This is a genomic window from Halohasta litchfieldiae (assembly GCF_002788215.1).
Taxonomy (GTDB): domain Archaea; phylum Halobacteriota; class Halobacteria; order Halobacteriales; family Haloferacaceae; genus Halohasta; species Halohasta litchfieldiae.
Map to the genome: position 1 here is coordinate 2,019,721 of NZ_CP024845.1, position 22,691 is coordinate 2,042,411.

Consider the following 22,691-nt stretch of genomic DNA (forward strand, 5'->3'; position numbering starts at 1 on the left):
TCGGCGCAAGTAGGTGACGGAACAGCGACCTCCGGGAGTCAGCGCCGCTCGGTGTCGTCGTCCTCGACGGTTGAGCCATCGAGGGCGTCGACGCCCGGCAACGAGATGAGGTTCTCGCGGCCAATGCGGAGCTTCGTGATCTGGCCGTCGTCAGACATCGACGACAGCAGTTGTGAGACTTTGGCATCCGACCATTTGGTCTCCGAGACGATGTCGGCCTGCCGCATTCGGCCGCCGTTGCGTTCGAGCAGCCTCAGCACGCGCTCGTCGTCGGCCAGCAGCGAGAGGTCTTCGGTGGGTTCTGGCTCGCCCGGCTCCGGCTCGGTGGCCGGTTGCTCGTTGGAGGCGGTGTCGACGCCGCCGTTTGCATCCATCCCGGGGCTCTCGTCGACCTCCCGGCGGCGCAACAGGAGCGCGCCACCGATGATTCCCATGCCGATAACGACTGCAGCCCCGAGCAGCCCCCACGATGGGCCAAACGACGGCTCTAAGATGATCTGAATGTGATCCTCGTAATCAAACGTATGGGGACCGGCAATGACGACCGTGTTGTCCGAAAAACCGACGTTCGCACTCGTGATCGCATACCCTCGGGGCGTCGTGATGCGAAGCTCTTGGTTCTCACTCAACGAGGTGAGCCACGAGTTGCCATCGGGTGTGCTGAGCGTGTCATTGAAAACAAGCCTCTCGCCATCTTCATAGAGGAACTCGGTCCACTGGAAGGAGAGTTCGAGCGTGCCGACATCCCCACGGAGGCTACTGGAGCGCTCGACCGACCGAATCTCCATATCCCGCCCGGTTTGTTCGCTGGAGATGCCAGCGATATTCTCGTAGAGTGAAATATCCGGGCTGCCGGTGGCGGTACCGTCTTCGAACTCGGTGGCGATCTCTCGGAACGCCTCGCGTTCGGTTTCATTGGTGAGTTGGTACTCGACAGTCACAACCCAGTTGGCACTCCGGTCGGCCTGAAGGTTGATCGTAAACGTCGTCGATGGTGTCGACTGCTCGCCCGACAGCTGTGTCGTCGCCCCGCCGGTCTCGATGGCCGGGACTCCTTCGGCGGCTGAGGTGTCGCTACTAGTGCTGAGGCTCTCACTGGGCCCGACCATACCCGTGGCAACAATCGGGCTGGTGCCCAGTGAGAGGAGCACAATGAAGACGACTGAGAGGGCGACGGACCGCATATTTGGCAACTCACAGCCGCCGCGGAAAACGCTTTCTATGACGTTGACATGCCTGCCACACGGTGTCGATCTAAACAGGCTCTCCCCCGGCGTTGTGGGCCTATTCGACGATCATTTTGCGGAGCGACTCGAAGCCGCCGGGCGTGCTCAAAAGCGACTGGTCGAGTTTGTCGAGGATCGCCTTCTGGTTGAGGTAGCTGGAGAACGCGAGGATGGTCGGCGGCCACAGGCCGATAAACAGCCCTCGTGTTTTGTTGCCCTTGAGATAGAACTGGTGCCACGCCAACAACACGGAGGCTGCCGATGCAATGAATGCGATATCGGCTCCACGGGATTTGGGTTTCGCCTCGGTGTCGGTCGTCGACTCGCTGGCCTGTGCGACCGGACCAGACTCTGATTCGGATGTTAGTAATGCCATGCACTTGACGTTCGGCTGCTCGCCTCATCAAAATTCTGGGGGGCTACCATGAGAGTCGACGGAACGAACGTGTCAGTCACGCTGTCGCTGGTCAGGACGCGTCCGGCGAGTGGCTGTGGCCGCAGTTGGGGCACTCGACCTCCTCGGCCCGGAGTTCGGCGCTTTCGGCTCTGACCTCTCGCATCACCGAGGAGATGCGCTCTTCGGCGTCGAGTTCGTCCTCAACGGCGAGATCGACGCCCTCGACCTCCAAGAGGAACTTTGCGATCTCGGTAACCTCGTACATCAAATCGTCGAGCTCTTCGGCCGTAAAGAAGCCACTCATCGCCCCATAGAGGAACGTCGAGCCGGCCTTGGTTACCTTCCCCTCGAACGACGAGCGGGCCTGATTGACCGCCTGCGGCGTATACGTATCAGTCATAAAGGGAATGAGCCGCGGGAGGTTTTCACCGATTTTGGTCATCTCGACGCCGGTTTCGGTGCGGAAATCCGCACAGAGTCGGGCGATAGCCCACTCGCGGGCGGTGATGTAGGTTCGGTCCCGGAGGAACTCGTTGACCCGGTCGTACTGCGCGCCGTCCATTTTGGTAAACCGCTCGTATTTGCGGACGTCTGCGGGCACCGTCTCGTTGGCACTCTCGGTGCTGTCGACGCTGTCGGCTGTCTCGGCCTCGTCGACCGTCTCCGACTGATTGTCGGTCGCTGCATCCGACTGACGGTCGTCGACTGGGGTCTCATTGGTCGCCCCGTTGTCGGCCTTGTCCGCATCGTCGACCACCTCATCCCGGTCTGTGTCGACCGTCTCGTGGGTCGAACTCGCGGCATCGTCATCCATACGCATGCTGCGAACGGCCACCTCAAAAGGGTTGTGTGGCCTCACTCCTCGGCAGGAATTCCTGTGAGTCGACAGACAACGTTTTTCAGCAGTCGCTCCAACGGTTCCGTATATGAAGGTTTTACTGGGCATCGGCGGCACCGATGGCTCGTTCGGTGCGCTCGAACGCACCGTCGACCGGGCGGTCGTTGCGGGCGACGATCTCACCATCGCTATCGTCGACTCCGAGGGGACCGACGCTGACCGCGATGAACTTGAAGGCCGCGTGGAATCGGCCGTTTCGGACACTGAGCTCTCGGTCGACATCCGTCACGTGGAGGGTGAGCCGGGAAGCAAGCTGGTCGATATCGCCGAATCCGAAGGGTTCGACGAGATCGTGCTGGGTGGCAGTACGACCAGCCCAATGGGGAAGATCAAGATCAATCAGACCGCGGAGTTCGTCCTCCTGAACTCACACGTGACGGTGACTCTTGTCCGATGACTGCTGATCGTCGCTTCCCTGATGACATTTCGGGACCGTTCGAAGTACCGCCCGTCGACTTCGTCGACCGCGACGACCGCGAGATCGTAATTGAACCCTACGACGGCTCCGAGGCGGAGTTCGATGCGCTCGTCGAGATGTACGCCGATTTCGATCCCTCCGACCGCGCGCAGGGAATCCCACCGGGCCGAGAGTCGCGCATCCGGACGTGGCTCGAAAGCATCCTCTCGGAGGATTGCCTGAACGTGATCGCGTGGGACGGCGACACCGCCGCGGGCCACTCGACGCTGGTTCCCGACGGTGACGAGGACTGTGAACTGGCGATTTTCGTCTTGCAGCCCTATCAAGAGGCGGGCATCGGTACCCACCTCATCGAATCGCTGCTCGGCTACGGGGCTAGTCACGGCATAACAAAGGTTTGGCTCACCGTCGAGCGCTGGAACCATGCGGCCGTCGCACTGTACAAAAAGGTCGGCTTCGAGACGACCGGTGCCGAGAGCTTCGAACTTGAGATGGCGATCCAGCTCGCAGACCAGTCAGACTGACAGCACCGGTTGACTCGCGTACTGCAGGACGTATTCGGCTGCCGTTTCTAACACGTCGCTTGAGGCATCCGTTGTGGGTTCGCGCGGCATGACGACGAAATCCGCGTCGAGTTGCTCGGCCGTATCGAGGACGACGCCGCCCGGATGGAGCGTTTTGACGTCCGTCGAAAAGCCAGCCGCAATAGAGGTCGCGAGGTCGACATCGGCCTCTGCGGCGAGTTCGGTAACGGCTTCGCTGAAGGCTTTAGTGTCGTCGGCGACAGCCTCTTCGGCGACTGCGCCGCGGTCGATTGCCCGGACGGTCGTTTCTCCGAGGATATACAGCGCGTGGACCGACGCGTCGTACTGGTCGGCGACTGTTACCGCGTACTCGACGGCCGTCCGTGACTCCTCGCTTCCGTCAATCGGGACGACCACGAGGTCGACTTCGAGTTCCGCCATACGAGTGGGTTATGCGGAGGCTACCTAAAACGCTCCCTTCTGTCCTCGGTCGAGATGTCGCGTTTTATATCACGGGCGACCAAACGACGCGATATGTTCGAGACGATCCTGATTGCGACCGACGGCTCCGACAGTGTGAGTCGGGCAGTTGCGGTAGCGTTGGATCTCGCCGACCGCTTCGACGGGACGGTCCACGCGTTGTCGGTCGTCGACACCGACGAGGTCGACTCCTCGCCCGCGGCGGTCAGCGATCAGCTACAGGATGCCCTCGCCGAACAGGCCGACGACGCGCTGTCGACGGTTACCGACTCGACCGACCGCTCGGTCGAAACCGCTGTCCGTGAGGGCCGTCCAGCCACTGAAATCTGCGACTACGCCGTCGAGATCGACGCCGATATGGTTGCGACCGGCACCCGCGGTCGACACGGTGAAAACCGGTTCCTCATCGGTAGTGTTGCCGAACGCGTCGTTCGGACCTGTCCGGTGCCGGTGTTGACCGTCCGGCAGTTAGAGGGGACAAGCGAGTCCGAGCCTGTCGACGCCTAGGCCGAGCCGCCGACGCCGAAACCCTGAACTGGGGTGAGCCGAGTAGGCCGAGGCTAACACACGAGAGTTTTCCCGGTCGGCTCTCTGGACTCCGTATGGACGAACAACTCATCAAAAGCGGCAACCTGCCGCTTCGACGCCGATCACTGCTTCCGGGAACCGGATTCTTCTATCCCGACTCGCTGGACGAAGACCGCTCCGAGGAACGGGCACGCGAAGCAATCGAGGGTGCAGAAGCTGTCGTCGTCACCGATTCGGATGCTGACGGACTGGGCTGTATCGCACTGGTTCGGGAGATGTACGATGCCGCTCTCGATGTCGACCCTTTCCTCGAAGAGATCGAGAATCGGCTCTCTGAAGCGGACCAATCCGATGACGAGGAGGACGAAGACGACGAGGACCAGCCGGAGTCGTCGGTCGCACTGCTGGCCGCGGGGCCACATTCGCTGACCGAATCGCTGGAATATGTCGCCGACTACGCCGAAACCGGCGTCGACGTCTTCATCTGTGATATTGCCCCCGACGAGTACGAACCGATTGCCGAGTCGGTCGAAACCATCCGCAAGCGGAGCGACCGCGTCTCGTGGTACGACCACCACCAGTGGCCCGAAGCAGTCGCCGAGTCGGTCGGCGAGGCGGGCGTCGACCTCGTGGTCGGCGACTCCGACGAGGAGTGTAGCACCGACGTCGCCCTGCGCTCGCTGGACTACGAGTTCGACGAGCGGTTTACCGACCTCGCTGAGGTAACGCGAGACCACGATCTGTGGCTCAACGAGGACCCGCGAAGCAAGGACCTCGCGGACTACGCTTACTGGACCTCAGCCGAGGAGTATGCCGCAGTAGTCGGTGCCTACGGGGCGGACCTCCCGGAGTCAGTCGAAGATTACATCGCTCACCGTCGGGTCGAGAAGGAACAACTGATCGAGTTGGCGGTCGATCGAGCCGCCTACAAATCGATTGGCCCGTGGACGGTCGGCGTCACCTACGGTCGGTGTTCACAAAACGAGGTTGCCGACGGGCTTCAGGAGGCGGGTGCCGACGCCGCGGTGATCGTCAAACCATCCGGCAGCGCGAGTATCCGTGGCAGCGAGACCTTCGAGCAGGCCCATCTGGTCGCCCGGCAGGTCGAAGGCGGTGGCCACCCCAAAGCCGCGGGCTGTAAACCCGACATCTACGACGATATGATGGACTACGCCTACCACTGGACGACTGAGGGCGAGACGACCAAACGCGTCATTTTGGCGGCGTTCAGACGTGTTGCCGAAGATGTGGCAGCAGAAGACGAAGCAGAACAAGACGAACCGACTGCGGAGTAGGGAGGACGGTTAGTCGGCGGCTACTTGCTCGTCGGGAACCACTGATTCGACTTGGTCGACAATCGTTGCTGTGTTGTCCTCGATCTGTGCTTGGGCGTCGAGGAAGCTGTCGAAGGAGTCGTCGACAGTCTCACTGTAGCTATCGCTCATCGCTTCGAGTTCCTCGATACCTTCGATGACTGCATCCCAGTTTTGTTCATACCCATCTTCGAGCGCGTCGATACCCTCGTCGACGATCTCGTGGAACCCTGTGAGGTCGGCCTCGGGAGTGGCCTGCTCGATAGCATCGACATAGGCATGGAGGGTGGTACGTTTCAGCTCGTTGCCGTGTGTCTGCAGCTGTTTGCCAGTTTCGAGCGCGTCAGCGAACTGTTGGACCGCAGTTCGCTGGAGTTTGATGGATTCGAAGACAGCCGTTTGCGTCTGTTCGAAGGCGGTTCGCTGGTAGCCAAACATCGCTGTAAGCGGGTTTGAGGTACTCATTGGAGGGAATCTGGTTGAACGTCGATTGGTTATCGTACAGCTCTCGTCAGTACACTAAATGCCGGCCGAATGTATAAATTTACCGTCACTTACCATTTGACGGTACTGTATGGTTGTAGATGGTATAGCATGTCAGCTTGGTTCAGTCGATGATCGTCGACCATGTAGTAGTAGCCGTTGTCGACCAACCAGACGCTGTCTCCCTGACACTTATTGTGTCGTAAACATAATGTGTGTATGTGGTTTACGAGACAGGAAACCGGACGATAGACGACGCTGTGTGTCGGGTTCTCGACGGCGACCACCTCGACCGAACCGACGCGATTGCACTTTTAGCCCAGCCGGTCGACGACCTCGCCGCGGCGGCCGATTCGGTTCGGGCAACGCTCGGTGACGACACCGTCGACGCTTGTAGCATCGTCAACGCAAAAGCTGGCAACTGCGCCGAGGACTGTGGCTTCTGTGCCCAGTCGGCCCATTTCGATACCGGGATCGATACGCACGACTTGCTGGACCCTGAGAAGATCCTGGACGCCGCTAAACGCGCCGAACGCGACGGAGCCCAGCGGTTCGGCATTGTCGTCGCCGAGAAAGGAGTGAGTAAGGAAAAACGGCCCGACGAGTGGGCCAACGTACTTCGTGCGGTCCGACTCATCCGCGACGAGACGAGCGTCGAGGTCGACGCCAGTCTTGGCCTCCTCACGGAGGAAGAAGCCGAGATTCTCGCGGACGAGGGGCTCAACCACTACAACCACAACATCGAGACCTCACCGCGCTACTTCTCGGAGATCGTCTCTACCCACACCTTTGAGGACCGACTCAAAACGCTCCGCCGAGCCAAGAACGCCGGGATGGATCTCTGTGCGGGCGTCATCCTCGGGATGGGCGAGACGCCAGCCGACCGCGTCGACGCCGCCCTCGAACTCAGAAAGATCGGCGTCTCCTCTCTCCCGATCAACATCCTCAACCCGGTCGACGGAACCCCGCTCGGCCATCGTGAGACGGCCGCGATTTCGACCACCGATCTCATCAAGACGATTGCGGTGTACCGACTGCTCCATCCCACTGCTCGCGTGCGGATCACCGGCGGTCGGGAGGTCAACCTCGCCGAAGATCAACAACAACTCCCCTTTGAGGCGGGTGCCGACGGGATTCTGACCGGCGACTATCTCACGACAGAGGGTCAGTCGGCGGGAACTGATATCGAAGTCATCGAGCAGGCTGGCCTCCGGCCGAACATGGACGCAAACGAGTTCGATCCCGAGGCCGTCAAAGCCCGTCAGTCGACGCCTGAATCGAGCGACGACTGAGTTAGTGAGCGCCTACTGTCGACTGTCTATTCTCTGTCTACTCTCGACTGCCAGCGAGCCACTTCTGGCTGAAATTAACGCCACAGGAACAGTGTGCGTAGGCGTGAATTACGTCTCCCTCCTCGTAGAGACCGCCTACCTCCTCGTTTTGAGCCTCCGCAAACGACAGGACGAACTCGATATTGTGAGTCTCGCCGTCTTCGTCGTCGGGACAGACCCCGCCAGCGAGCGTCGACTCGATGTCGCCGTCACGGCCCATCGCCTCCTTGGCGAACTCCATCGCCCCGATGCCGGTCGCCTGTTGGAACGCGTTGCGACCCGCCTCGCCGGGGATGACCAGCACAATTCCGGAGTCGACGGTTTTGCCCGCCTCACCGAGGTTGTGATCGTCTCCGAGTTGACTATCGTCGATGTAGATCGCTACGTCTTCGAGCCGCTCGCCCGCGAGAAATTCATCCAGTGTCTCCATACCCGCTCTCCGGTCGCCATCCGTATATGGACTCTCACTTCGGACGACGCTGTGCGATGTGTCGTTACTCGTCGTCGAGTTGGTCGGCAATCGAAGATAGCGAAGAGCGTGGTCCTTGTTTGACGGTATACACTTCCCTGTCTCCGGGCGCGCGGAGGCCGTACTGTTCGCCCTCTACCACGGTATCGAACTCGACGCTGTTGCCCGATTCACGACCCAACTCGCGGAGCCACTCCGCGAGTCGGTTGTCGCCCTCGCCGGTCGACCGAGCCAGCCGTTTGTTGTCGTACGCGCCGCGAACCAGTAGTCCGCGCGTATCCGCGGCAACTTCGGCGTGATTCTCGGTCCCGTCGAAGACGAGTCTGATCGAATCGCCAGCCGAAAGCTGCTCGCTCACGGAGTCGGGAAGTCGGATGCCCTGTCGACGCGCACTGCCGAGCCGGACGAGTTCGGCGCGGTCGGTGTCGACGGTATCACTGTCGCTGGGTAGGCGGTTGCTCATAGGTAGTTATTGAACGCGGGGAGACTGCGCGTCGTTACTCGTCGTCGTCGCTCTCGCCGAGGGCCTCGGCGACGCCCTCGTCGCTGTCGATGACCTTGGCGTTGACCTGCGCGGTCTCGTCGGAAACCTGTCGACCGCGAACCGTGATCCGTTTGCGCTCGCCCTCGCGGCTCGGCTTGAAGCCGACGCCACCGTCGAGCAGGAGCTGTTTGATCTTCGAGCCAGGGACGTTCTCTCGCATTGGTCGACCGGTCTCGTCAGAGCCACCGGTGATCTCGAGGGTGTAGCCGTCGAGTCCGACTGCCCCACCGTCGACCTCCTCGCCGATATCGCGGCCGAGGAAGCGGTTTGCGTCCTGTCCGTCTACATCACGCTGATATGTCGACCCATCGTTTGGGTCGGCGACGACGACTGTGAAATCTGCCATACGTAATCTCTCTCGATGAGCAATAAAAAGCACGTCGAAAGCAGGTTCGGCCCGAATCCGGCGTACGCACAGCCTAAATTCGCGTAGTCACCGCCTACTCCCCCGTGTGAAACTCGCTTGGTCGACCGTCGCGGTAGAGCCGAAACGAGCCTTGGCCGACCGCGACGGTTTCGGTGCCACCGTCGTCGGTCGGGCTCTCGATGTGCATCTCGCTGACGCCAACCGAACCGCCCGCCCGGACGACCTCTGCGGTGGCAGTGAGCTCGTTTGTCACCCGAGCGAGATAGTTAATGTTGAGATTGATCGTGGCGATACCGCCGGTTTCGGGGTCCTCAAAGACAGTTCGCTGGACGAGTGCGCCCGCGGTGTCGGCCAGCGTTGCGGCGATACCACCGTGGACCGTCGGCGGTTCGGTCGTGTTGGTTAGCTTCTCGTCGTAGGGAACCGATAGCACGATTCGCCCTGTTTCGACCGTGTCGACGGTAGTACCGAGCCACGAGAGATAGCCGTGTTCGTCCTCGATTGCGGTCCGAAGTTGGTCGACGGCGGCCGCCGGAATGCCCTCGCTCATACAGTTCGCTTGGACTGCCGCGGCAAGTAGCTAGGCGTCAGTCGAGTTGTTGTCGGTTGGATTAGTGTCGGGTTTGCTGTCGTCAGCTTTGGTGTCTGCGTTGCTGTCATCTTTGCTATCGTCGGTTGGGCTGTCGACCAACAGTCGCCCGGCGAGCGGTTCGATGGGGCGGGTGAGCGTTTCGATTTCGTAGCTGTACTCGCCCTGTGTGAGTTCGTCGAGGACGAGTGTCTCGACACCGCCACCGTAGACAGTAATGCCACGACCGTCGGCCCGGACGCGGTTGCCGTCGCCGTCGTCGGTACGAATCGAGAGACTGTACGGGATCGGCGTCGGGTTCTGGAGCGTGATCTGCACGGTGTCGCCTTCTCGTGCCCGGAAGGAGACGCCACTGCGTGCGGCTCGCGCGCCGTCGACGCGCCAGGCCGACCGGCCGATCGAGTTGCCATCTGCCTTGTTCAAATCGGCGACCACACGCTCGTAGGCTCCAAGCCGGAGCGTCACTCGGCCGTCGCGCTCGGTGAGGTCGACCTGACTGACGACCTCCTTCGTTCGTGACCCGTCATCTCCCTCTCCATCACCGCCGTCTCCGCCTTCATCCAGATTACCACTCACCTCGGCGGATTGGATGGTTTGCTCCTCGTCGTCGTTGCGGTCGTCTTTGAGATAACTTATTACCTCCTCACCGCCCGTCCGTGCGGTCGTCACCCCGGTTAGTCCGGCGATTCCGACGACCGCCCCCCGTATCAGTGCCCGTCGAGATGCCTCTGTTCGCCCGATGATCGCGTCGAGATCCATATGCCACCCACTTACTGACGGGTATATAGTTGACCTTGGCTGTTCCCACCTGTTGAGAAATGGCCGACTATTTATATGCGAAGTCGACGCAGCCCTCATGGCCTGCCTGCTCGGTTAGTACAGCCGCTGGTTGGTGACTTGCTGTGGACCAGTCGCAACCACAACCCATACCTCACCGTACTGTCTCGGGGCGAGTATGCAACTGGGCGTTATCGGCCTTGGACGGATGGGACAGATTGTTGTCGACCGATCTTTGGAGGCTGGCCACGACGTGGTCGCTTTCGACCTCGACGACGAGGCCGTCGAATCTGCGGCCGACGCAGGCGCAACGCCTGCCGAGTCGGTCGCCGATCTGGCTGCCACACTCGGCGACGACAAGCGCGTGTGGCTCATGGTGCCCGCAGGGAAAGCGGTCGACGCCACGCTCGATGATCTCGATCCGCATCTCGATAGCGACGATGTCGTGGTCGACGGCGGGAACTCCCACTTCGAACGATCCTTGGAGCGCGCCGAAGCCTGCTCGGCAGCCTACCTCGACTGTGGGACCAGCGGTGGCCCCGCAAGCGCCGAGGAAGGATTTTCACTGATGATCGGCGGTCCACAGTGGGCCTACGACGAACTCGTGCCCGTCTTCGATGCGGTCGCCACCGGTCCCGCGGGCCACGACCGCATGGGCCCCGAAGGGTCGGGTCACTATGTGAAGATGGTCCACAACGGCGTCGAGTACGCTCTCATGCAGGCCTACGGCGAGGGGTTCGAACTGCTGGCCGACGGTCGGTACGATCTGGATCTCGAAACGGTCGCCCGCACGTGGAACAACGGCGCGGTGATTCGCTCGTGGCTCCTCGAACTCTGTGAGGAAGCCTTCGAGCTGGAAGGATCGGATCTCGGCGACGTTGAGGACTACATTGCTGGCGGCTCGACGGGCACCTGGACCGTCCAAGAGTCACTCGAACAGGAAGTCCCGATCCCGCTTATTTATCAGGCGCTGGCCGAGCGGTTCGACAGCCGCAACGAGGGCCGATTCTCTCGTCGACTGGCCAATCGGCTCCGCTACGGATTCGGTCGACACGAGGTCGCTCGGCAGGACGACTGATTCGCTCGGTTCTCGTAACGTAATTAAACCCCGATTCCGTACGCCCACACATGGTTGACATAGTGGCGGTCAGCATCGCCTCGAGTGTGGTGCTCGTAATCGCGGTGCTGCATTTCATCAACGGCACCGGCTGGGAGTCGAACGCCGACATCTCTCAAGAGATTCTCGACCGGCGGGCGGCCACCGTGCCGGAGACGAGCTTCCCCGAGCCAATGAACCGCTCGCTCGGCGGCGGTGGCGGCGCGGTCGCCGCTGTCGGTGAGGGCGGCCAGGAGGGTGCCGAACTCGAAGAGGCCGAAGAAGAGGCTCAGAGCCCGGCCGATATGCCGGAAGACGAGGTCGAATACTTCGATATCGAACTCTCCAAGGAGGGCGAGACCATCGAGGTCGCCAGCAACGAGACGATCCTCGACAAAGCCGAAGACGAAGGCTTCGATCTCCCGTATGCCTGTCGACAGGGCCAGTGTGTCTCCTGTGCGGCCCATACCCCCGATGGTCCGGCCGAAGACCACGTGACCCACTACGAGCAGGAAACGTTCACCGATGCCGAAATGGAGGAGGGCTACATGTTGACCTGTGTTGCCTACCCCATCACCGACTTCACGCTCGAAACCAACGAAGCACCGTAGCTGAACGCGCTGATCGCCACGCAGTTTTTGCGGCTCTCTCAGATATCGCCGTCTCCGACAGTCATCCCTGTATCCTCCCGGTCGACACCCTGAACTAAGCCGAGAGCAACGGCGAACGTCCGGCTCTCGGGGGCGGTGATTGCGTGGAACTCTCCGAGGCGCTCGTTGGCCTCCGATGCCAGTCGCTGGGCGGTCGACCTATCGTCATCGGCGGCGGCTTCGCTGGCTTCGGCCATGGTGGCAGCCACGTCTCGTGCTGCAGTCATTCGATTGTACTGGCTCTCAAACCCCTCTCGGAGCGTCGGGAGGTCGACGGTCTCAAGCGGTGGTTCGGCCTCCAGATCGCCTGTTCGCTCACGTGCGGTCTCGAACTCGCTGCGGGCGGCGACAAAGCCAGTCTTCGCTGCACCGAACTCGGTGACGGCGGTGTCGTAGCTCTCGCCGATCCACGCGTTGATCCCGGCGTTGAGACGCTGGGCCGCAGCGGCGGCCTGTTCGTAGCCTGCGACCACGGTCTCCCAGCTGTCGACCCGGATCTCGTACAGCGGAATCCGATCTGCCGGTTGGTCCGACATGATCGATTTCGGCTCGTCGTCGTGGCCAAGCCCCAGAATGTGACCGATCTCGTGTTTGGCGGTCGTTCGGATCGAGCCGAACGGTCGCTCGGCGGCGACGACGTAGGCGGTCACCGGCCGAGAGATCCGGTTTTCCGGCCGGATTAGCGGCGCACAGCCCAACACGTCGCTGCTGTAGTTTTCGACCCCGCTGCAGTCCTCGGAGCTGTCGACGTAGGCCAGCACGATATCCGGCTGCTCAGCAACGATGTCGAAGCCGATGTCGAAGTCGACGTATTGGCTGCTCTCGGTGGCCCAGAAATCCAAGACCTCACGAGCGTTGGCGTCGACATCGTGGCTCGTCGTTCCCCGATCCTCGACCCGAACGCCGACCATCGAGTCGGCGAACGGATGGCCCGAGCCGGGAATGGGGAGATCGAGCGCCGTACAGCCCGCCAGACCGGCCAGACAGCCCGTCGACCCCGCAGTGAGAAACTGGCGGCGGTTCATGAGACTTCTTGGGTCCAATACAGTAAACGTCTTGTGACAATCTGGATAGCGTGGCTGTGGTCGAATACGGAGTGACGGGGCAGGTTTGTCGACGGGATGCACAACCGCGCAAGGGTTTATATGCTACCCGTTGAACTAAACCCAATGAGAGAGTCACTCCGAACGACCCTCGAGGAGTTGCCACCGAGTGCAAAACTCGTCTACAAAACACTCGAATACGAGGGCTCGTTGACACAGGGCCAGATCGCTTCTCAATCGCTGTTGCCCTCACGAACTGTTCGGTATGCGCTGTCGACGCTCCAAGACGAGGGGGTTGTCGACGAGGAACTCTACATCCAAGATGCCCGCAAACGGCTCTACTCGCTGTCGACCGACGAAGAACCCGGGCAGTTTGAGACGACAGCCTCTGCCTAACACTCCGTGTGACAAACGGTTTTATTACAGGACCCAAATACCAGTTCAATGGAACTCGTTTCTGTGGCCGCAGTCGCCGACAACGGCGTCATTGGCGATGACGGCGAACTCCCGTGGCCCAGCATTCCGGCCGACAAACAGCAGTACCGCGAGCGGATCGCCACCGACCCGGTGATCCTCGGTCGACGTACCTACGAGTCGATGCGCGATGATCTCCCGGGGAGCCACCAAATTGTCCTGAGTCGAAGCCGCCAGTCGTTCGACACCGAGACTGCCCATCACGCCGAAAGCGTTGAGAAGGCAGTCGACATCGCCACCTCGTTCGACGCCGAGCGGGCCTACGTGATCGGTGGGGGGGCCATCTACCGGCTCTTTCAGCCACATGTCGACCGGATGGTTCTCAGCCGCGTTCACGGTGAGTACGAAGGCGATACCTCCTATCCGGAGTGGGACGACAACGCGTGGACGCTGGAATCTGAGACCGAGTACGACCGATTTACGCTTCAGGAGTGGGTCCGAACCGATGATCAATAGCGCCACCAACAGCCGACACCACCCTCGATTTATATATTACACAGCATGACAGACATCGATCCCACTCTGTATCCGAACGCCGAGAGCGACAATCAGCCAGTCGACGCCGTCTCTCGCAGGCGTGTGCTTGCGGGGTCGACTGCTGCCGGAGCCGCCGCAACTGCTGGCTGTCTCGGCGGGGGAGACGAACCCAACCGGGAGGGATCGACGGTGTTCGTTTTTAATACCGGTGACGGCACCGTGAGCCTCATCGACACCGCAACCAACGAGGTCGTCGGCACCACCCATCTGGGGCTGTCGTCGTCGTTCCCGTCGAACCAGTACACGCCCCAACTGACCGACACCGACGACACCCTGTGGCTCAACGTCGACCGGGGCGTCCGTGGACTCTCTGCTGGCTCGCTCAGTGAAACCGCACGCTTTGACACCGGCTCGGGAGCCAACTGGCTCGAACAGACGCCCGACGGACAACACCTTGTCGTCAGCGCCCGCGAGCCGGCCCACACGCTGTACCGTCTGGATGCCGACCCCGATTCTGACTCATTTGGCGAGCAGACCGGCGTGATCGACCGGACCTCGGAGGGTGGCCGCGGCGACAACGATGGACCGGGTCCCTGCGACGTGACGATCCATCCCGACGGCCAGTACGCCTACGTGCCGGATCTGTATGGCGACACGCTGACCGTGGTCGACATCCCGTCCTTCGAGATCGAAACCCAGATTGAGGTCGACCCGGTTGGCGAGGCTCCCGCCGAGCCGTGGATGGGGACGATCTCGTGGGACGGTGCTCGACTCCTCGTTGAACACAACGAAGGTGACGCCGGTAGCGAAAGCATCTGGGATACGAGTGACCCAGCCAATCCCGAAGAGATCACCCGGCTCACGGTCGACGACGGACTGGGTGAGGGACCACTCACCAGCGAAATCGGCCCCGAATCCGAGGTGGGCTACGTCTTCACGCCCGGCACAAACGATATCTCGGTCGTCGACCTCACAGCTGGCGAGGTCACCGACCGACTCGACGTCGGTGGCTCGGCGTTCGTCGGCACGTGGGACCCAGCGCGGGAAACACTGTATGTCCCAGTTCAGACGACCAACGAGGTGGCTGTGGTCGACCACGCGAGCCGGAAGATCACGGACACGATTGCAGTCGGTGACAGCCCCTACGGGGCGACTGCGGCCACGGTTCGGCCCCAGTCAGACAACACCGATGCGCTGCTGGCGAAATTGGCTCAGATGGGTGTGTTTGCGTCGACCGCAGAGACGACCTACTGCATCGGGGAGTGTGCCTGTGGCCACCAGTTAGAGCGCGACTAACCGACCGGGGACCGCGTTCGGTGGCTGTCCGGGTTCTTTTGACCCCTGTCTTCGATACATACGTATGGCCCTTACTGTCACGCTTCTTGGCATCGCCGCCATCGTGCTGTTGACCGGTATCAGTGCGTTCTTTTCGAGCAGCGAACTCGCGGTCTTTTCGGTCGCCAAACACCGCATTGACAGTCTCGTTGCGTCGGAGACGCCCGGTAGTGAGGCACTTGCGGCGCTTCGGGAGAACCCCCACCGGTTCCTTGTGACCGCACTCGTCAGCAACAACGTCGCCAATATCGCTGCTGCAAGCGTTGCGACCGCCGTCTTGATCCAGTACATGTCCTCGGGACAGGCAGCCACTGGGTCGACTATCGTCACGAGCTTTTTCGTAATCGTCTTCGGTGAGATTGCCCCGAAATCCTACGCCGTCGCCAACGCCGAACGCCACGCACTCCGTGTTGCCAGACCAGTCCAGCTCATCCAGCGGCTTCTTCGACCGATCCTCTACGTGTTCGAAGTCGCAACCGCTGCAGTCAACCGATTTACCGGCGGTGAGTCCGGGATCGAATCCTATCTGTCACGGGAGGAGATCGAGACGATCGTCCTCAGCGGTGAACAGACGGGTGTGCTTGCTACCGGTGAGGGGGCGATGATCCGAAGCGTTCTCGATCTCGAACAGACAGTCGTCCGTGCAGTAATGGTTCCCCGGACGGCTATCGTCGCCGTCCCGTCGACGGCCAGCCTCGAGACGACAATCGAGACCTGCTGGCAGAAGGGTGTCTCTCGGCTCCCGGTGTTCGGTGAGACACGGGACGACATTCAGGGCGTTGTCGACCTCCAGTCACTCCTTCGAGCCCGAGCGGAGGGACGGTCGCTCTCGGAGAGTATGACAGAGCCACGGTTCGTCCCCAGCACGAAACCGGTCGACGAACTGCTGACCGAGATGCAGGTCGAGGGCCACCGGATGGTCGTTGTCGTCGACGAGTTCGGCACAGTTGTCGGCCTCGCAACGCTCGAAGACGTCGTCGAGGAGGTCGTCGGCGAGATCTTCAGTCACGATGAAACCGATCCGGTTCGTGTTGTCGACAGCGATACGGCTGTGGTCAACGGCTGGGCAACTGTCGCCTACACCAACGACTCGCTTGGCATCGAACTCCCAACCGAGGGTGCCTTCGAGACCGTGGCCGGACTCGTGACTCACCATAAGGGTCGACTCCCGCAGGAAGACGACCGTGTCGAACTCGGCAACGTCGTCATCACCGTGGTGGATGCCACCGAAACACGCGTCCGGCGGGTTCGGCTCGACTGGACCGAACCACACATAGATTCAGTCGGCGAAGCCGCAGCGACGACCACTCCCAAGGACACCGACGCGACCTGATGATCAAGAGGGTGTCGACGACTCGTTATCGGTCATTGGATCGCTGTTCGAGCCAGTGTCGATAGCTCGTCGCGGTTGCTGCTGTCCATCTGTTTTATTATTGGTTATTGTGAATGGTTCTCTACCTGGGATATTCTGTAAATGAAGATCAAATATCGGTTTCTGCTGGTGTTTGTTCTGGTGACGGTGGTTTCTGCTGGCGTTCTGGTGGGTGCCTTCGAGAGCTATCGGAGCGATATTCGGACGGACGTCAGCGAGACCACCGAGCAGAACGCCGAGACGGCCGTGGCGATGCTCGACAGCCGACTCGCCGACCAACAGCGGAGCGTCGAACTCGCCGCCACCAACCCCTTACTCAGGGATCACGGCGACCCACAGCAGCAAGCAACGCTGTCGGCGTTCGTCGAGGAGTCGACGTTCAGTGGGGCCTCTGTCGTCGACCGCGAGGGACGAATGGTTTCGATTGCGGGCGTCGACAACGAGAGCCGCGATGCGGTTCTCGGTGAGGATTTCACTGATCGCCGCTACGTCCAGCGTGCGTTGGCCGGCGAAAGCTACATTAGTGATCCGTTTCTGGCTGACACCGGCAACCACATCATCGTCATCAGTACGCCGATCCGCAACAACAGCGGCGCGGTTATCGGCGGGCTTACTGCGGCCTACGACCTCACCGATACGGACCTCTTTAGGCCGCTTGGGACGAGCGGCAACGAGACCGGTGTCACCGTCTCCAGCAACGGGACGATCCTGTATTCGACCGCCGGTGGCTTCGCCGAGAGTGCGACCGCAACCCGATCACTGTCGACGACTAACTGGGTCGTAACTAGTCACTACGACGCGGCAGCAATCAGGGGGGACCTCCGTCGGTTGGGTGGGATTCATCTGCTTGTGTCGGTGCTTCTCATCGGAACGATCACCGGGTTCGGCATCTGGATCTACCAGTCGGAGATCAGGCATACAGAGCGACTCCACGACCGGATCGAGAACCTCGAAGCCCGCACCTACGACGATGACATCAAGTTCAGCGGCGCGACCGAGTGGCAGGGGATCGGCAGCGCGCTCGACCGCCTCTCGACGACATTGGCTCGCCGCGAGCAGATGTTGCTCGTCCTCAACCGGTTTCTCAGACACAACCTTCGCAACGAACTCAACGTCGTGGTCGGCTACGCTGCCGACATCAAACGCGAGGCAGAGACGCTCGCGGAGCGTCGACGCGCCGAGACGATAGAAGCCAACATTTCGAGCGTGCTGTCGACGGCCGACCGGGTCCGACTCACTGAGCAACTGATCGATCCGACCGCCGTCGAGGATCAGTCAGTCGACCTCGTGGCACTGCTGACCGAACGGATCGACCAGGTGACTGCGGACTCCCCCGAGCTAACGGTGACGCTTGATACGCCGGAACGAGTAAGCGTTCAGGGTGGCGAGACGCTCTCGTTTGCCATCGGGGAGCTACTCGAAAACGTCGCCTCACACAGCGGCACCGATCCCGTCGCACGAATCTCGCTCACGACGACCACCGACAGCGCCACGCTTCGCATCGCCGACGACGGGCCGGGCATTCACCCCGACGAGGCCGCGGTCATAACCGGCTCGAAGGAGATTACCCCGCTCCAACACAGTAGTGGACTCGGTCTCTGGCTGGTCAACTGGATCATCCGTCGACACGATGGCTCACTCCGCATCCCGGACACTGATGCTGGCACTACAATTGAGATTACACTGCCGAGAACACGAGCTGGGAACTCCACAACGACATAGCCGCCGAGTAGGCGACACCTACCAGCGTTAGGCGAACAGTTCGCGGGCGCTGTCGACCGCGTCGACGAGTTTGTCGATCTCTTCGCGGGTGTTGTAGATGTAGAAGGAGGCCCGCGCCGACGCCGCGGTGCCGAGGGTGTCGTGAAGCGGCTGGGTACAGTGGTCACCGGCCCGGATCGCCACCGCGTAGTCGTTCAGAATACTTGAGAGGTCGTGGGCGTGAACGCCGTCGACGTTGAACGCGACCAGTCCACCGCGGTCGTCGCCCGGCGGACCGTAAATCGTCACGTCGTCGTACTCGGTGAGCCGGTCGTAGGCGTACTCCGCGAGCATTTCTTCGTGGGCCTGAACGTTTTCCATCCCGATCTCCTCAAGGTAGTCGATGGCCGCATGCAGGGCAATCGCTTGGGCGATACTCGGCGTTCCGGCCTCAAACTTCCACGGGAGGTCCTCCCACGTCGACTCCTCGTAGGTGACCTTCCGAATCATATCTCCTCCATAGAGATACGGCTGCATCGATTCGAGAATCTCTTCTTTTCCGTACAGCACGCCGATCCCGGTTGGGCCGAGCATCTTGTGGCCCGAAAAGGCATAGAAGTCCGCGTCGATGGCTTCGACGTCGACCGGCCTCGTCGGCACTGCTTGGGCCCCGTCGACGAAGGAGTAGGCACCAACTTCGTGGGCCATCTCGGTAATCTCGGCGACTGGATTTACGGTGCCGAGCGTATTCGAGACGTGGACCAGCGAGACCATCTCCGTCGAGTCGTCGATCAACTCGGCGGCGTGATCCATATCGAGTCTACCTTCCTCGTCGACTTCGATAAACCGGATTTCCGCGCCGGTGCGTTTGCAGATCTGTTGCCACGTCACCAACGAGGCGTGGTGTTCCATTTGGGTGGTGACCACTGAGTCTCCGGGTCCGAGTTCGGCCAGCCCCCACGCGTAGGCGACGAGGTTCATCGCCTCGGTCGTGTTTTTGGTGAAGACGATCTCTTCGCGGCCGTTTGCGTTGATGAACTCCGCGACACGGTCGTGGGCCTCCTCGTAGGCGACCGACGCCTCCTGACTCAGTTGGTGAATGCCACGATGGACGTTGGCGTTGTAGCCGTAGTAGTAGTCGACAATGCTGTCGACGACCTGTTTCGGTGTCTGGCTCGTCGCGCCGTTGTCGAGGTAGACCAGCGGCTCGGTGTCCTCGCTACCTTCTCCAGCGGTGGAGACATCACCGCCGACCTTTCGGTCGAGGATGGGGAAATCCTCCCGAATCCGCTCGACATCGATTGGATACGTATCCTGCGTACTCATTACGGTTGTCTTGGTGGTCCGAGGGTAACATGTCTTCGGTCTCTAAGCATTGATGAAACTGTATTCGGTTTCAATCAGGCTGTGATGAATCCAGAGATGGCTGTTAGTCACAGACTACTCGTTTTTGAGAGTCAGCCTTCTCTCAGTAATAGTGACAAAAGGGACGTCCGACCGCTACATCCAGAGCAGTTGGGCATGCAGTGTGCCCTCTACTTCCAAGACACGTTCCTCGTCGACGATCCCGGCTTCGATAGCGACCGACACCGCTCGCTCGCCCACAATATTGGCGACGTCTGCCCGTGTGAGTCCGTCAACGACCGCTGCGTCGTCGACCTCGACGGCCTCCTCGCCGCCGTAGAACTCCTCGGTCACCTCAAGGCTCACTGGGTCGTCGACGAATGTCTCACCGAGACAGTCGGTGTCACAGATTGAGACCAGCAATCCCTCCGGTGTCTCCCGCTCACGGAGGAGCATTTAGAACTCCTCGGTGATCTCTTCTTCCTCGGCCGCCCGAATCTCGTCGGCCTGCTCGATGGCTTCCTGGGCGGCTTCCTCCTCGCCGAGTTCTTCGTGTGCCAGTGCTTTCTCTTCGAGAATGTCGACGTTTCGCATGCCGAGCCGGATCGCGTTGTCGAAGGCGTTGACGGCGTCCTCGTAGAGGCCGCGCTCCGAGAGGAAGAATCCCCGATTGTACCACGCCTGTGGGAAGCGTGGGTCGATCTCGACGGCGCGCTCGGCGTGTTCGAGTGCCTGTTCGGTTCGGCCGTACTCCCACAGCGCGTACGCAAGGTTCGTTTCGGCGCTGGCGGCATGTTCGGAGTCGTCGTCGATCCGGAGCGCCTCCTTGTAGGCACTGATCGCCTCGCCGTACTCTTCGAGTTGGCCGTGGGCCGCGCCCTTGTTGACCCACGCCTCCTGTGCATCCAGCGAATCTTCGTCGGCAAATCGGGCCGCGCGCTCGAAGGTTTCGCTTGCCTCCTCGAAGCGGTTGATCCCCATATAGGAGAGTCCAACGTCGATCAGTTCTTCGACGTCGACCTGATCCGAGGAAATATTACGCTTGTCAAGAATATCAGCGAGTGCGTGGGCGTCGACCGGGTCGATCTGGGTGTGATCGCCCGACAACGTCTCGGGATCGAGGGTGAACTCCTCGTGGTCATTGTCGACCCCTTGGCCCTCGGAGAACTCATGAGATCGCCGCTCTGGCTCGTCTGTCATAGGGGGAATTGGGAGCCATATCGGGTAAGGGTTGCGTCGTTAGGATCGCCGGTCAGTGGACGATAGTCACCGGCACCGGCGACTCGTGGGCGACGGTTTCGGCCACGTTGCCCAACAGCAGCCGCTCGGCAAGGGTGCTGCTGCTGCTGTGGCTCCCGATAATGACCTGATCGTACTCGCTGGCATGCTCGATAATCGTCTTTGCGGGCATCCCGAGATCGACCTCGGTTTCGATTTTACAGCCTGCCTCGGCGGCGAGTTCGCGGGCCCGCGTGAGGACCGGTTCGGCTCGCTCGGCGACGGCGTCGTCGATATCGTCCGATATCGCGAGGCTCATTGCCCCACCCATGTACGACGTCGGGCTTCCGGCGACGTGGAGCACGGTAATCTCGGCGTCGGGAAACGTTTCGAGGGCGAACTGGAGGGCTGTTTCAGCCATCTCCGAATCGTCCATCGGAACGAGTATGTGTGAGACCATGGCACACCAATGCGCCGAACACTGATAATACCGACTGCCGTTAGCAATTTGGTCTATACTCGTACTATATTCCCGTCTCTATACGGCTATTTATGAGATAGCTACTGACAGTCCGTCGACTGGCTGTCCGTGGCGGTCGACTTCCGGTTTTCGTGTTCAGTCGACTCACTGCGACGTTTGCTCAGTCGCTTCGGTGCTGTTGTCGATACTGCAGGACGGCCTGATCTTTCATTTTGGCTTCGATCATCACGTCGACCGTCTCTCCGTGGGTCTGGATCGGTCCTGCGACGTAGTCCGAATGGTTCCGTGGCGAAATTGTGGGGTCGGCTTCGTGAAGTCGACGGGGTTCGCTGTAATGCATGATCGGTCGGCTGTTGTCAGGCCATGTGTCGACCGCCTGTTCGAGGGCCTCGCGGCCAGTGAGTCCCCGGTCGGTGAACTGGTGATGAAGGGCGTCGTAGACGACCGGGACCCCGATCTCGTCATGGACCGATTCCACGAGTTCAGGTACGCTCCACAACGACTCCTTGTCGTCGTTTTCGACCGTTAGGCGGTCACTAACAGCGGGTGACAGCTGTTCGACTGCCTCACAGAACCGCTCGGCAGTCGCTTCCTTGTCGCTGTAATGAGCTCCGATGTGGATGTTGATCGAGTTGTACGGTGTTCGTGAGAGGCCCATCGCGTCCATCAGGTCGCCGTGGCATTCGAGGTCGACGATGGAGTTGTCGACCACCGATTCAGTGGGACTGGCGAGTTTGACGAAATGATCGGGGTGAAAGGTGAGCCGCAGGTCGTGTGTCTCGGCGAGGGCACCGATTTCCGAAAGCAGCCGCAGGACGGTGTCGCTGTTCGGGAGGTCAGCGAGGTCGTACTGGCTATACCACGGGATGAGGTCCGACGAGATCCGGTAGAACTGGATGTCGTTTTCGAGATTCCACTCGATAACGCGACGAACGCCACGACAGTTCGATTCGGCCAGTTCACCCGCATAGTCGAGGCCACGGTCTTCGAACGTCGCCTTCTGCATCCCGCGGTTCGTCCGCACGTCCTCCTCGCGAAGCGTCCGGTTTAATGCTGCATAGCCGAACCGTGGGCTTGTCGTCTCGTCGGTCGTCTCCCCCTCGCCCGCGTGTGTTGGATTAGTCGACACAGTACTGTCTCAGGTAGGTGATCGCCG

At 60.9% G+C, this 22,691-nt stretch carries 28 protein-coding genes; 12 read left to right on the forward strand and 16 right to left on the reverse strand.

The annotated features are described in order from the left end of the window. Positions 1–38: 38 nt before the first annotated feature. The 3 genes from HALTADL_RS10255 to HALTADL_RS10265 form a co-directional block, all read right to left on the reverse strand. A complete protein-coding gene (locus tag HALTADL_RS10255) occupies positions 39–1,184 on the reverse strand; it encodes a helix-turn-helix transcriptional regulator (protein ID WP_089671878.1) in 1,146 nt (381 codons plus the stop codon). A gap of 100 nt (positions 1,185–1,284) precedes the next feature. Further along, positions 1,285–1,602 (reverse strand): hypothetical protein, encoded by a 318-nt coding sequence (locus HALTADL_RS10260; RefSeq protein WP_218143658.1) that lies wholly within the window; start codon positions 1,600–1,602, stop codon positions 1,285–1,287. A 91-nt stretch (positions 1,603–1,693) separates the two neighbouring features. Beyond that, positions 1,694–2,437 (reverse strand): DUF5806 family protein, encoded by a 744-nt coding sequence (locus HALTADL_RS10265; protein WP_245708398.1) that lies wholly within the window; start codon positions 2,435–2,437, stop codon positions 1,694–1,696. Positions 2,438–2,549: 112 nt separating this feature from the next. Between HALTADL_RS10265 and HALTADL_RS10270 the strand changes: the two genes are divergently transcribed. Then, positions 2,550–2,918 (forward strand): universal stress protein, encoded by a 369-nt coding sequence (locus tag HALTADL_RS10270; protein ID WP_089671879.1) that lies wholly within the window; start codon positions 2,550–2,552, stop codon positions 2,916–2,918. Continuing rightward, positions 2,915–3,463, forward strand: coding sequence for a GNAT family N-acetyltransferase (locus tag HALTADL_RS10275; protein ID WP_089671880.1), 549 nt, complete (start codon positions 2,915–2,917; stop codon positions 3,461–3,463). Before HALTADL_RS10270 ends, HALTADL_RS10275 begins: the two co-directional genes overlap by 4 nt. On the opposite strand, the gene HALTADL_RS10280 is transcribed toward HALTADL_RS10275, so the two are convergent. Continuing rightward, positions 3,455–3,904 carry a universal stress protein gene (locus HALTADL_RS10280; RefSeq protein ID WP_089671881.1) on the reverse strand — a complete coding sequence of 150 codons (450 nt, stop codon included), beginning with the start codon at positions 3,902–3,904 and terminating at the stop codon, positions 3,455–3,457. The two genes, HALTADL_RS10275 and HALTADL_RS10280, sit on opposite strands and share 9 nt — an antisense overlap. Positions 3,905–3,997: 93 nt before the next feature. Between HALTADL_RS10280 and HALTADL_RS10285 the strand changes: the two genes are divergently transcribed. Beyond that, positions 3,998–4,450, forward strand: a complete 453-nt coding sequence (locus tag HALTADL_RS10285) for a universal stress protein (RefSeq protein ID WP_089671883.1) — start codon at positions 3,998–4,000, stop codon at positions 4,448–4,450. A 95-nt stretch (positions 4,451–4,545) separates the two neighbouring features. Beyond that, positions 4,546–5,766, forward strand: a complete 1,221-nt coding sequence (locus HALTADL_RS10290) for a DHH family phosphoesterase (RefSeq protein WP_089671885.1) — start codon at positions 4,546–4,548, stop codon at positions 5,764–5,766. A 9-nt stretch (positions 5,767–5,775) separates the two neighbouring features. Here HALTADL_RS10290 and HALTADL_RS10295 read toward each other — a convergent pair whose 3' ends face one another. Continuing rightward, positions 5,776–6,249, reverse strand: coding sequence for a hypothetical protein (locus tag HALTADL_RS10295; RefSeq protein WP_143054131.1), 474 nt, complete (start codon positions 6,247–6,249; stop codon positions 5,776–5,778). Positions 6,250–6,488: 239 nt separating this feature from the next. On the opposite strand from HALTADL_RS10295, the gene bioB reads away from it, so the two are divergent. Next, positions 6,489–7,559, forward strand: coding sequence for a biotin synthase BioB (bioB, locus tag HALTADL_RS10300; RefSeq protein ID WP_089671889.1), 1,071 nt, complete (start codon positions 6,489–6,491; stop codon positions 7,557–7,559). A 37-nt stretch (positions 7,560–7,596) separates the two neighbouring features. On the opposite strand, the gene HALTADL_RS10305 is transcribed toward bioB, so the two are convergent. The 5 genes from HALTADL_RS10305 to HALTADL_RS10325 all read right to left on the reverse strand — a co-directional run bounded on the left by HALTADL_RS10305 (position 7,597) and on the right by HALTADL_RS10325 (position 10,326). Further along, on the reverse strand, positions 7,597–8,028 hold the full coding sequence (locus HALTADL_RS10305; RefSeq protein WP_089671890.1) for a DUF5807 family protein: 432 nt from the start codon (positions 8,026–8,028) through the stop codon (positions 7,597–7,599). A 64-nt stretch (positions 8,029–8,092) separates the two neighbouring features. Continuing rightward, on the reverse strand, positions 8,093–8,530 hold the full coding sequence (locus HALTADL_RS10310; protein ID WP_089671892.1) for a DUF7112 family protein: 438 nt from the start codon (positions 8,528–8,530) through the stop codon (positions 8,093–8,095). A 34-nt stretch (positions 8,531–8,564) separates the two neighbouring features. Continuing rightward, on the reverse strand, positions 8,565–8,957 hold the full coding sequence (locus HALTADL_RS10315) for a 30S ribosomal protein S6e (protein ID WP_089671894.1): 393 nt from the start codon (positions 8,955–8,957) through the stop codon (positions 8,565–8,567). Between the two features lie 94 nt (positions 8,958–9,051). Beyond that, complete coding sequence (locus tag HALTADL_RS10320; RefSeq protein ID WP_089671895.1) at positions 9,052–9,528, reverse strand: PaaI family thioesterase; 477 nt, start codon at positions 9,526–9,528, stop codon at positions 9,052–9,054. A 30-nt stretch (positions 9,529–9,558) separates the two neighbouring features. Beyond that, on the reverse strand, positions 9,559–10,326 hold the full coding sequence (locus tag HALTADL_RS10325; RefSeq protein WP_089671897.1) for a hypothetical protein: 768 nt from the start codon (positions 10,324–10,326) through the stop codon (positions 9,559–9,561). Positions 10,327–10,522: 196 nt separating this feature from the next. On the opposite strand from HALTADL_RS10325, the gene gnd reads away from it, so the two are divergent. Both gnd and HALTADL_RS10335 read left to right on the forward strand, forming a co-directional pair. Then, positions 10,523–11,422, forward strand: a complete 900-nt coding sequence (gene gnd, locus HALTADL_RS10330; RefSeq protein WP_089671899.1) for a phosphogluconate dehydrogenase (NAD(+)-dependent, decarboxylating) — start codon at positions 10,523–10,525, stop codon at positions 11,420–11,422. A gap of 50 nt (positions 11,423–11,472) precedes the next feature. Beyond that, positions 11,473–12,051, forward strand: a complete 579-nt coding sequence (locus HALTADL_RS10335) for a 2Fe-2S iron-sulfur cluster-binding protein (protein WP_089671901.1) — start codon at positions 11,473–11,475, stop codon at positions 12,049–12,051. A 38-nt stretch (positions 12,052–12,089) separates the two neighbouring features. Here HALTADL_RS10335 and HALTADL_RS10340 read toward each other — a convergent pair whose 3' ends face one another. Then, complete coding sequence (locus tag HALTADL_RS10340) at positions 12,090–13,115, reverse strand: matrixin family metalloprotease (protein ID WP_089671902.1); 1,026 nt, start codon at positions 13,113–13,115, stop codon at positions 12,090–12,092. A gap of 144 nt (positions 13,116–13,259) precedes the next feature. Between HALTADL_RS10340 and HALTADL_RS10345 the strand changes: the two genes are divergently transcribed. The 5 genes from HALTADL_RS10345 to HALTADL_RS10365 all read left to right on the forward strand — a co-directional run bounded on the left by HALTADL_RS10345 (position 13,260) and on the right by HALTADL_RS10365 (position 18,513). After that, positions 13,260–13,529 (forward strand): winged helix-turn-helix transcriptional regulator, encoded by a 270-nt coding sequence (locus HALTADL_RS10345; protein ID WP_089671904.1) that lies wholly within the window; start codon positions 13,260–13,262, stop codon positions 13,527–13,529. A gap of 48 nt (positions 13,530–13,577) precedes the next feature. Next, the gene (locus HALTADL_RS10350; protein WP_089671907.1) at positions 13,578–14,063 is read left to right on the forward strand and encodes a dihydrofolate reductase; all 486 of its coding nucleotides are present in this window, start codon (positions 13,578–13,580) and stop codon (positions 14,061–14,063) included. A 45-nt stretch (positions 14,064–14,108) separates the two neighbouring features. Beyond that, a complete protein-coding gene (locus HALTADL_RS10355) occupies positions 14,109–15,380 on the forward strand; it encodes a beta-propeller fold lactonase family protein (RefSeq protein ID WP_089671909.1) in 1,272 nt (423 codons plus the stop codon). A 64-nt stretch (positions 15,381–15,444) separates the two neighbouring features. Further along, entirely contained in the window at positions 15,445–16,752 is a 1,308-nt protein-coding gene (locus tag HALTADL_RS10360; protein WP_089671910.1) for a hemolysin family protein, read from the forward strand. A 141-nt stretch (positions 16,753–16,893) separates the two neighbouring features. Further along, the gene (locus HALTADL_RS10365; protein ID WP_089671912.1) at positions 16,894–18,513 is read left to right on the forward strand and encodes a sensor histidine kinase; all 1,620 of its coding nucleotides are present in this window, start codon (positions 16,894–16,896) and stop codon (positions 18,511–18,513) included. Between the two features lie 27 nt (positions 18,514–18,540). Here HALTADL_RS10365 and HALTADL_RS10370 read toward each other — a convergent pair whose 3' ends face one another. From HALTADL_RS10370 to uvsE, 5 genes are all read right to left on the reverse strand, one after another. Further along, the gene (locus tag HALTADL_RS10370; protein WP_089671914.1) at positions 18,541–19,818 is read right to left on the reverse strand and encodes an aminotransferase class V-fold PLP-dependent enzyme; all 1,278 of its coding nucleotides are present in this window, start codon (positions 19,816–19,818) and stop codon (positions 18,541–18,543) included. A gap of 174 nt (positions 19,819–19,992) precedes the next feature. Further along, on the reverse strand, positions 19,993–20,292 hold the full coding sequence (locus HALTADL_RS10375; RefSeq protein WP_089671916.1) for a DUF424 domain-containing protein: 300 nt from the start codon (positions 20,290–20,292) through the stop codon (positions 19,993–19,995). Then, complete coding sequence (locus tag HALTADL_RS10380) at positions 20,293–21,036, reverse strand: tetratricopeptide repeat protein (protein WP_089671919.1); 744 nt, start codon at positions 21,034–21,036, stop codon at positions 20,293–20,295. 52 nt (positions 21,037–21,088) lie between these two features. Continuing rightward, complete coding sequence (locus HALTADL_RS10385) at positions 21,089–21,514, reverse strand: universal stress protein (protein WP_089671921.1); 426 nt, start codon at positions 21,512–21,514, stop codon at positions 21,089–21,091. A gap of 181 nt (positions 21,515–21,695) precedes the next feature. Beyond that, positions 21,696–22,664, reverse strand: a complete 969-nt coding sequence (gene uvsE, locus HALTADL_RS10390; protein ID WP_089671923.1) for a UV DNA damage repair endonuclease UvsE — start codon at positions 22,662–22,664, stop codon at positions 21,696–21,698. Between the last annotated feature and the right edge of the window lie 27 nt (positions 22,665–22,691).

Bases quoted from the DNA above. Each gene is read 5' to 3' on its own strand.
- HALTADL_RS10280 (WP_089671881.1), bottom strand. From the start codon at position 3,904: ATGGCGGAACTCGAAGTCGACCTCGTGGTCGTCCCGATTGACGGAAGC.
- HALTADL_RS10375 (WP_089671916.1), bottom strand. From the start codon at position 20,292: ATGCTCCTCCGTGAGCGGGAGACACCGGAGGGATTGCTGGTCTCAATC.
- HALTADL_RS10335 (WP_089671901.1), top strand. From the start codon at position 11,473: ATGGTTGACATAGTGGCGGTCAGCATCGCCTCGAGTGTGGTGCTCGTA.
- HALTADL_RS10345 (WP_089671904.1), top strand. From the start codon at position 13,260: ATGAGAGAGTCACTCCGAACGACCCTCGAGGAGTTGCCACCGAGTGCA.
- HALTADL_RS10370 (WP_089671914.1), bottom strand. From the start codon at position 19,818: ATGAGTACGCAGGATACGTATCCAATCGATGTCGAGCGGATTCGGGAG.
- HALTADL_RS10275 (WP_089671880.1), top strand. From the start codon at position 2,915: ATGACTGCTGATCGTCGCTTCCCTGATGACATTTCGGGACCGTTCGAA.
- HALTADL_RS10355 (WP_089671909.1), top strand. From the start codon at position 14,109: ATGACAGACATCGATCCCACTCTGTATCCGAACGCCGAGAGCGACAAT.
- HALTADL_RS10325 (WP_089671897.1), bottom strand. From the start codon at position 10,326: ATGGATCTCGACGCGATCATCGGGCGAACAGAGGCATCTCGACGGGCA.
- gnd (WP_089671899.1), top strand. From the start codon at position 10,523: ATGCAACTGGGCGTTATCGGCCTTGGACGGATGGGACAGATTGTTGTC.
- HALTADL_RS10360 (WP_089671910.1), top strand. From the start codon at position 15,445: ATGGCCCTTACTGTCACGCTTCTTGGCATCGCCGCCATCGTGCTGTTG.
- HALTADL_RS10350 (WP_089671907.1), top strand. From the start codon at position 13,578: ATGGAACTCGTTTCTGTGGCCGCAGTCGCCGACAACGGCGTCATTGGC.
- HALTADL_RS10385 (WP_089671921.1), bottom strand. From the start codon at position 21,514: ATGGTCTCACACATACTCGTTCCGATGGACGATTCGGAGATGGCTGAA.
- HALTADL_RS10365 (WP_089671912.1), top strand. From the start codon at position 16,894: ATGAAGATCAAATATCGGTTTCTGCTGGTGTTTGTTCTGGTGACGGTG.
- HALTADL_RS10305 (WP_089671890.1), bottom strand. From the start codon at position 8,028: ATGGAGACACTGGATGAATTTCTCGCGGGCGAGCGGCTCGAAGACGTA.
- HALTADL_RS10380 (WP_089671919.1), bottom strand. From the start codon at position 21,036: ATGACAGACGAGCCAGAGCGGCGATCTCATGAGTTCTCCGAGGGCCAA.
- HALTADL_RS10265 (WP_245708398.1), bottom strand. From the start codon at position 2,437: ATGGATGACGATGCCGCGAGTTCGACCCACGAGACGGTCGACACAGAC.
- HALTADL_RS10270 (WP_089671879.1), top strand. From the start codon at position 2,550: ATGAAGGTTTTACTGGGCATCGGCGGCACCGATGGCTCGTTCGGTGCG.
- HALTADL_RS10295 (WP_143054131.1), bottom strand. From the start codon at position 6,249: ATGAGTACCTCAAACCCGCTTACAGCGATGTTTGGCTACCAGCGAACC.
- HALTADL_RS10340 (WP_089671902.1), bottom strand. From the start codon at position 13,115: ATGAACCGCCGCCAGTTTCTCACTGCGGGGTCGACGGGCTGTCTGGCC.
- HALTADL_RS10255 (WP_089671878.1), bottom strand. From the start codon at position 1,184: ATGCGGTCCGTCGCCCTCTCAGTCGTCTTCATTGTGCTCCTCTCACTG.
- HALTADL_RS10260 (WP_218143658.1), bottom strand. From the start codon at position 1,602: ATGGCATTACTAACATCCGAATCAGAGTCTGGTCCGGTCGCACAGGCC.
- HALTADL_RS10315 (WP_089671894.1), bottom strand. From the start codon at position 8,957: ATGGCAGATTTCACAGTCGTCGTCGCCGACCCAAACGATGGGTCGACA.
- HALTADL_RS10290 (WP_089671885.1), top strand. From the start codon at position 4,546: ATGGACGAACAACTCATCAAAAGCGGCAACCTGCCGCTTCGACGCCGA.
- HALTADL_RS10320 (WP_089671895.1), bottom strand. From the start codon at position 9,528: ATGAGCGAGGGCATTCCGGCGGCCGCCGTCGACCAACTTCGGACCGCA.
- HALTADL_RS10310 (WP_089671892.1), bottom strand. From the start codon at position 8,530: ATGAGCAACCGCCTACCCAGCGACAGTGATACCGTCGACACCGACCGC.
- HALTADL_RS10285 (WP_089671883.1), top strand. From the start codon at position 3,998: ATGTTCGAGACGATCCTGATTGCGACCGACGGCTCCGACAGTGTGAGT.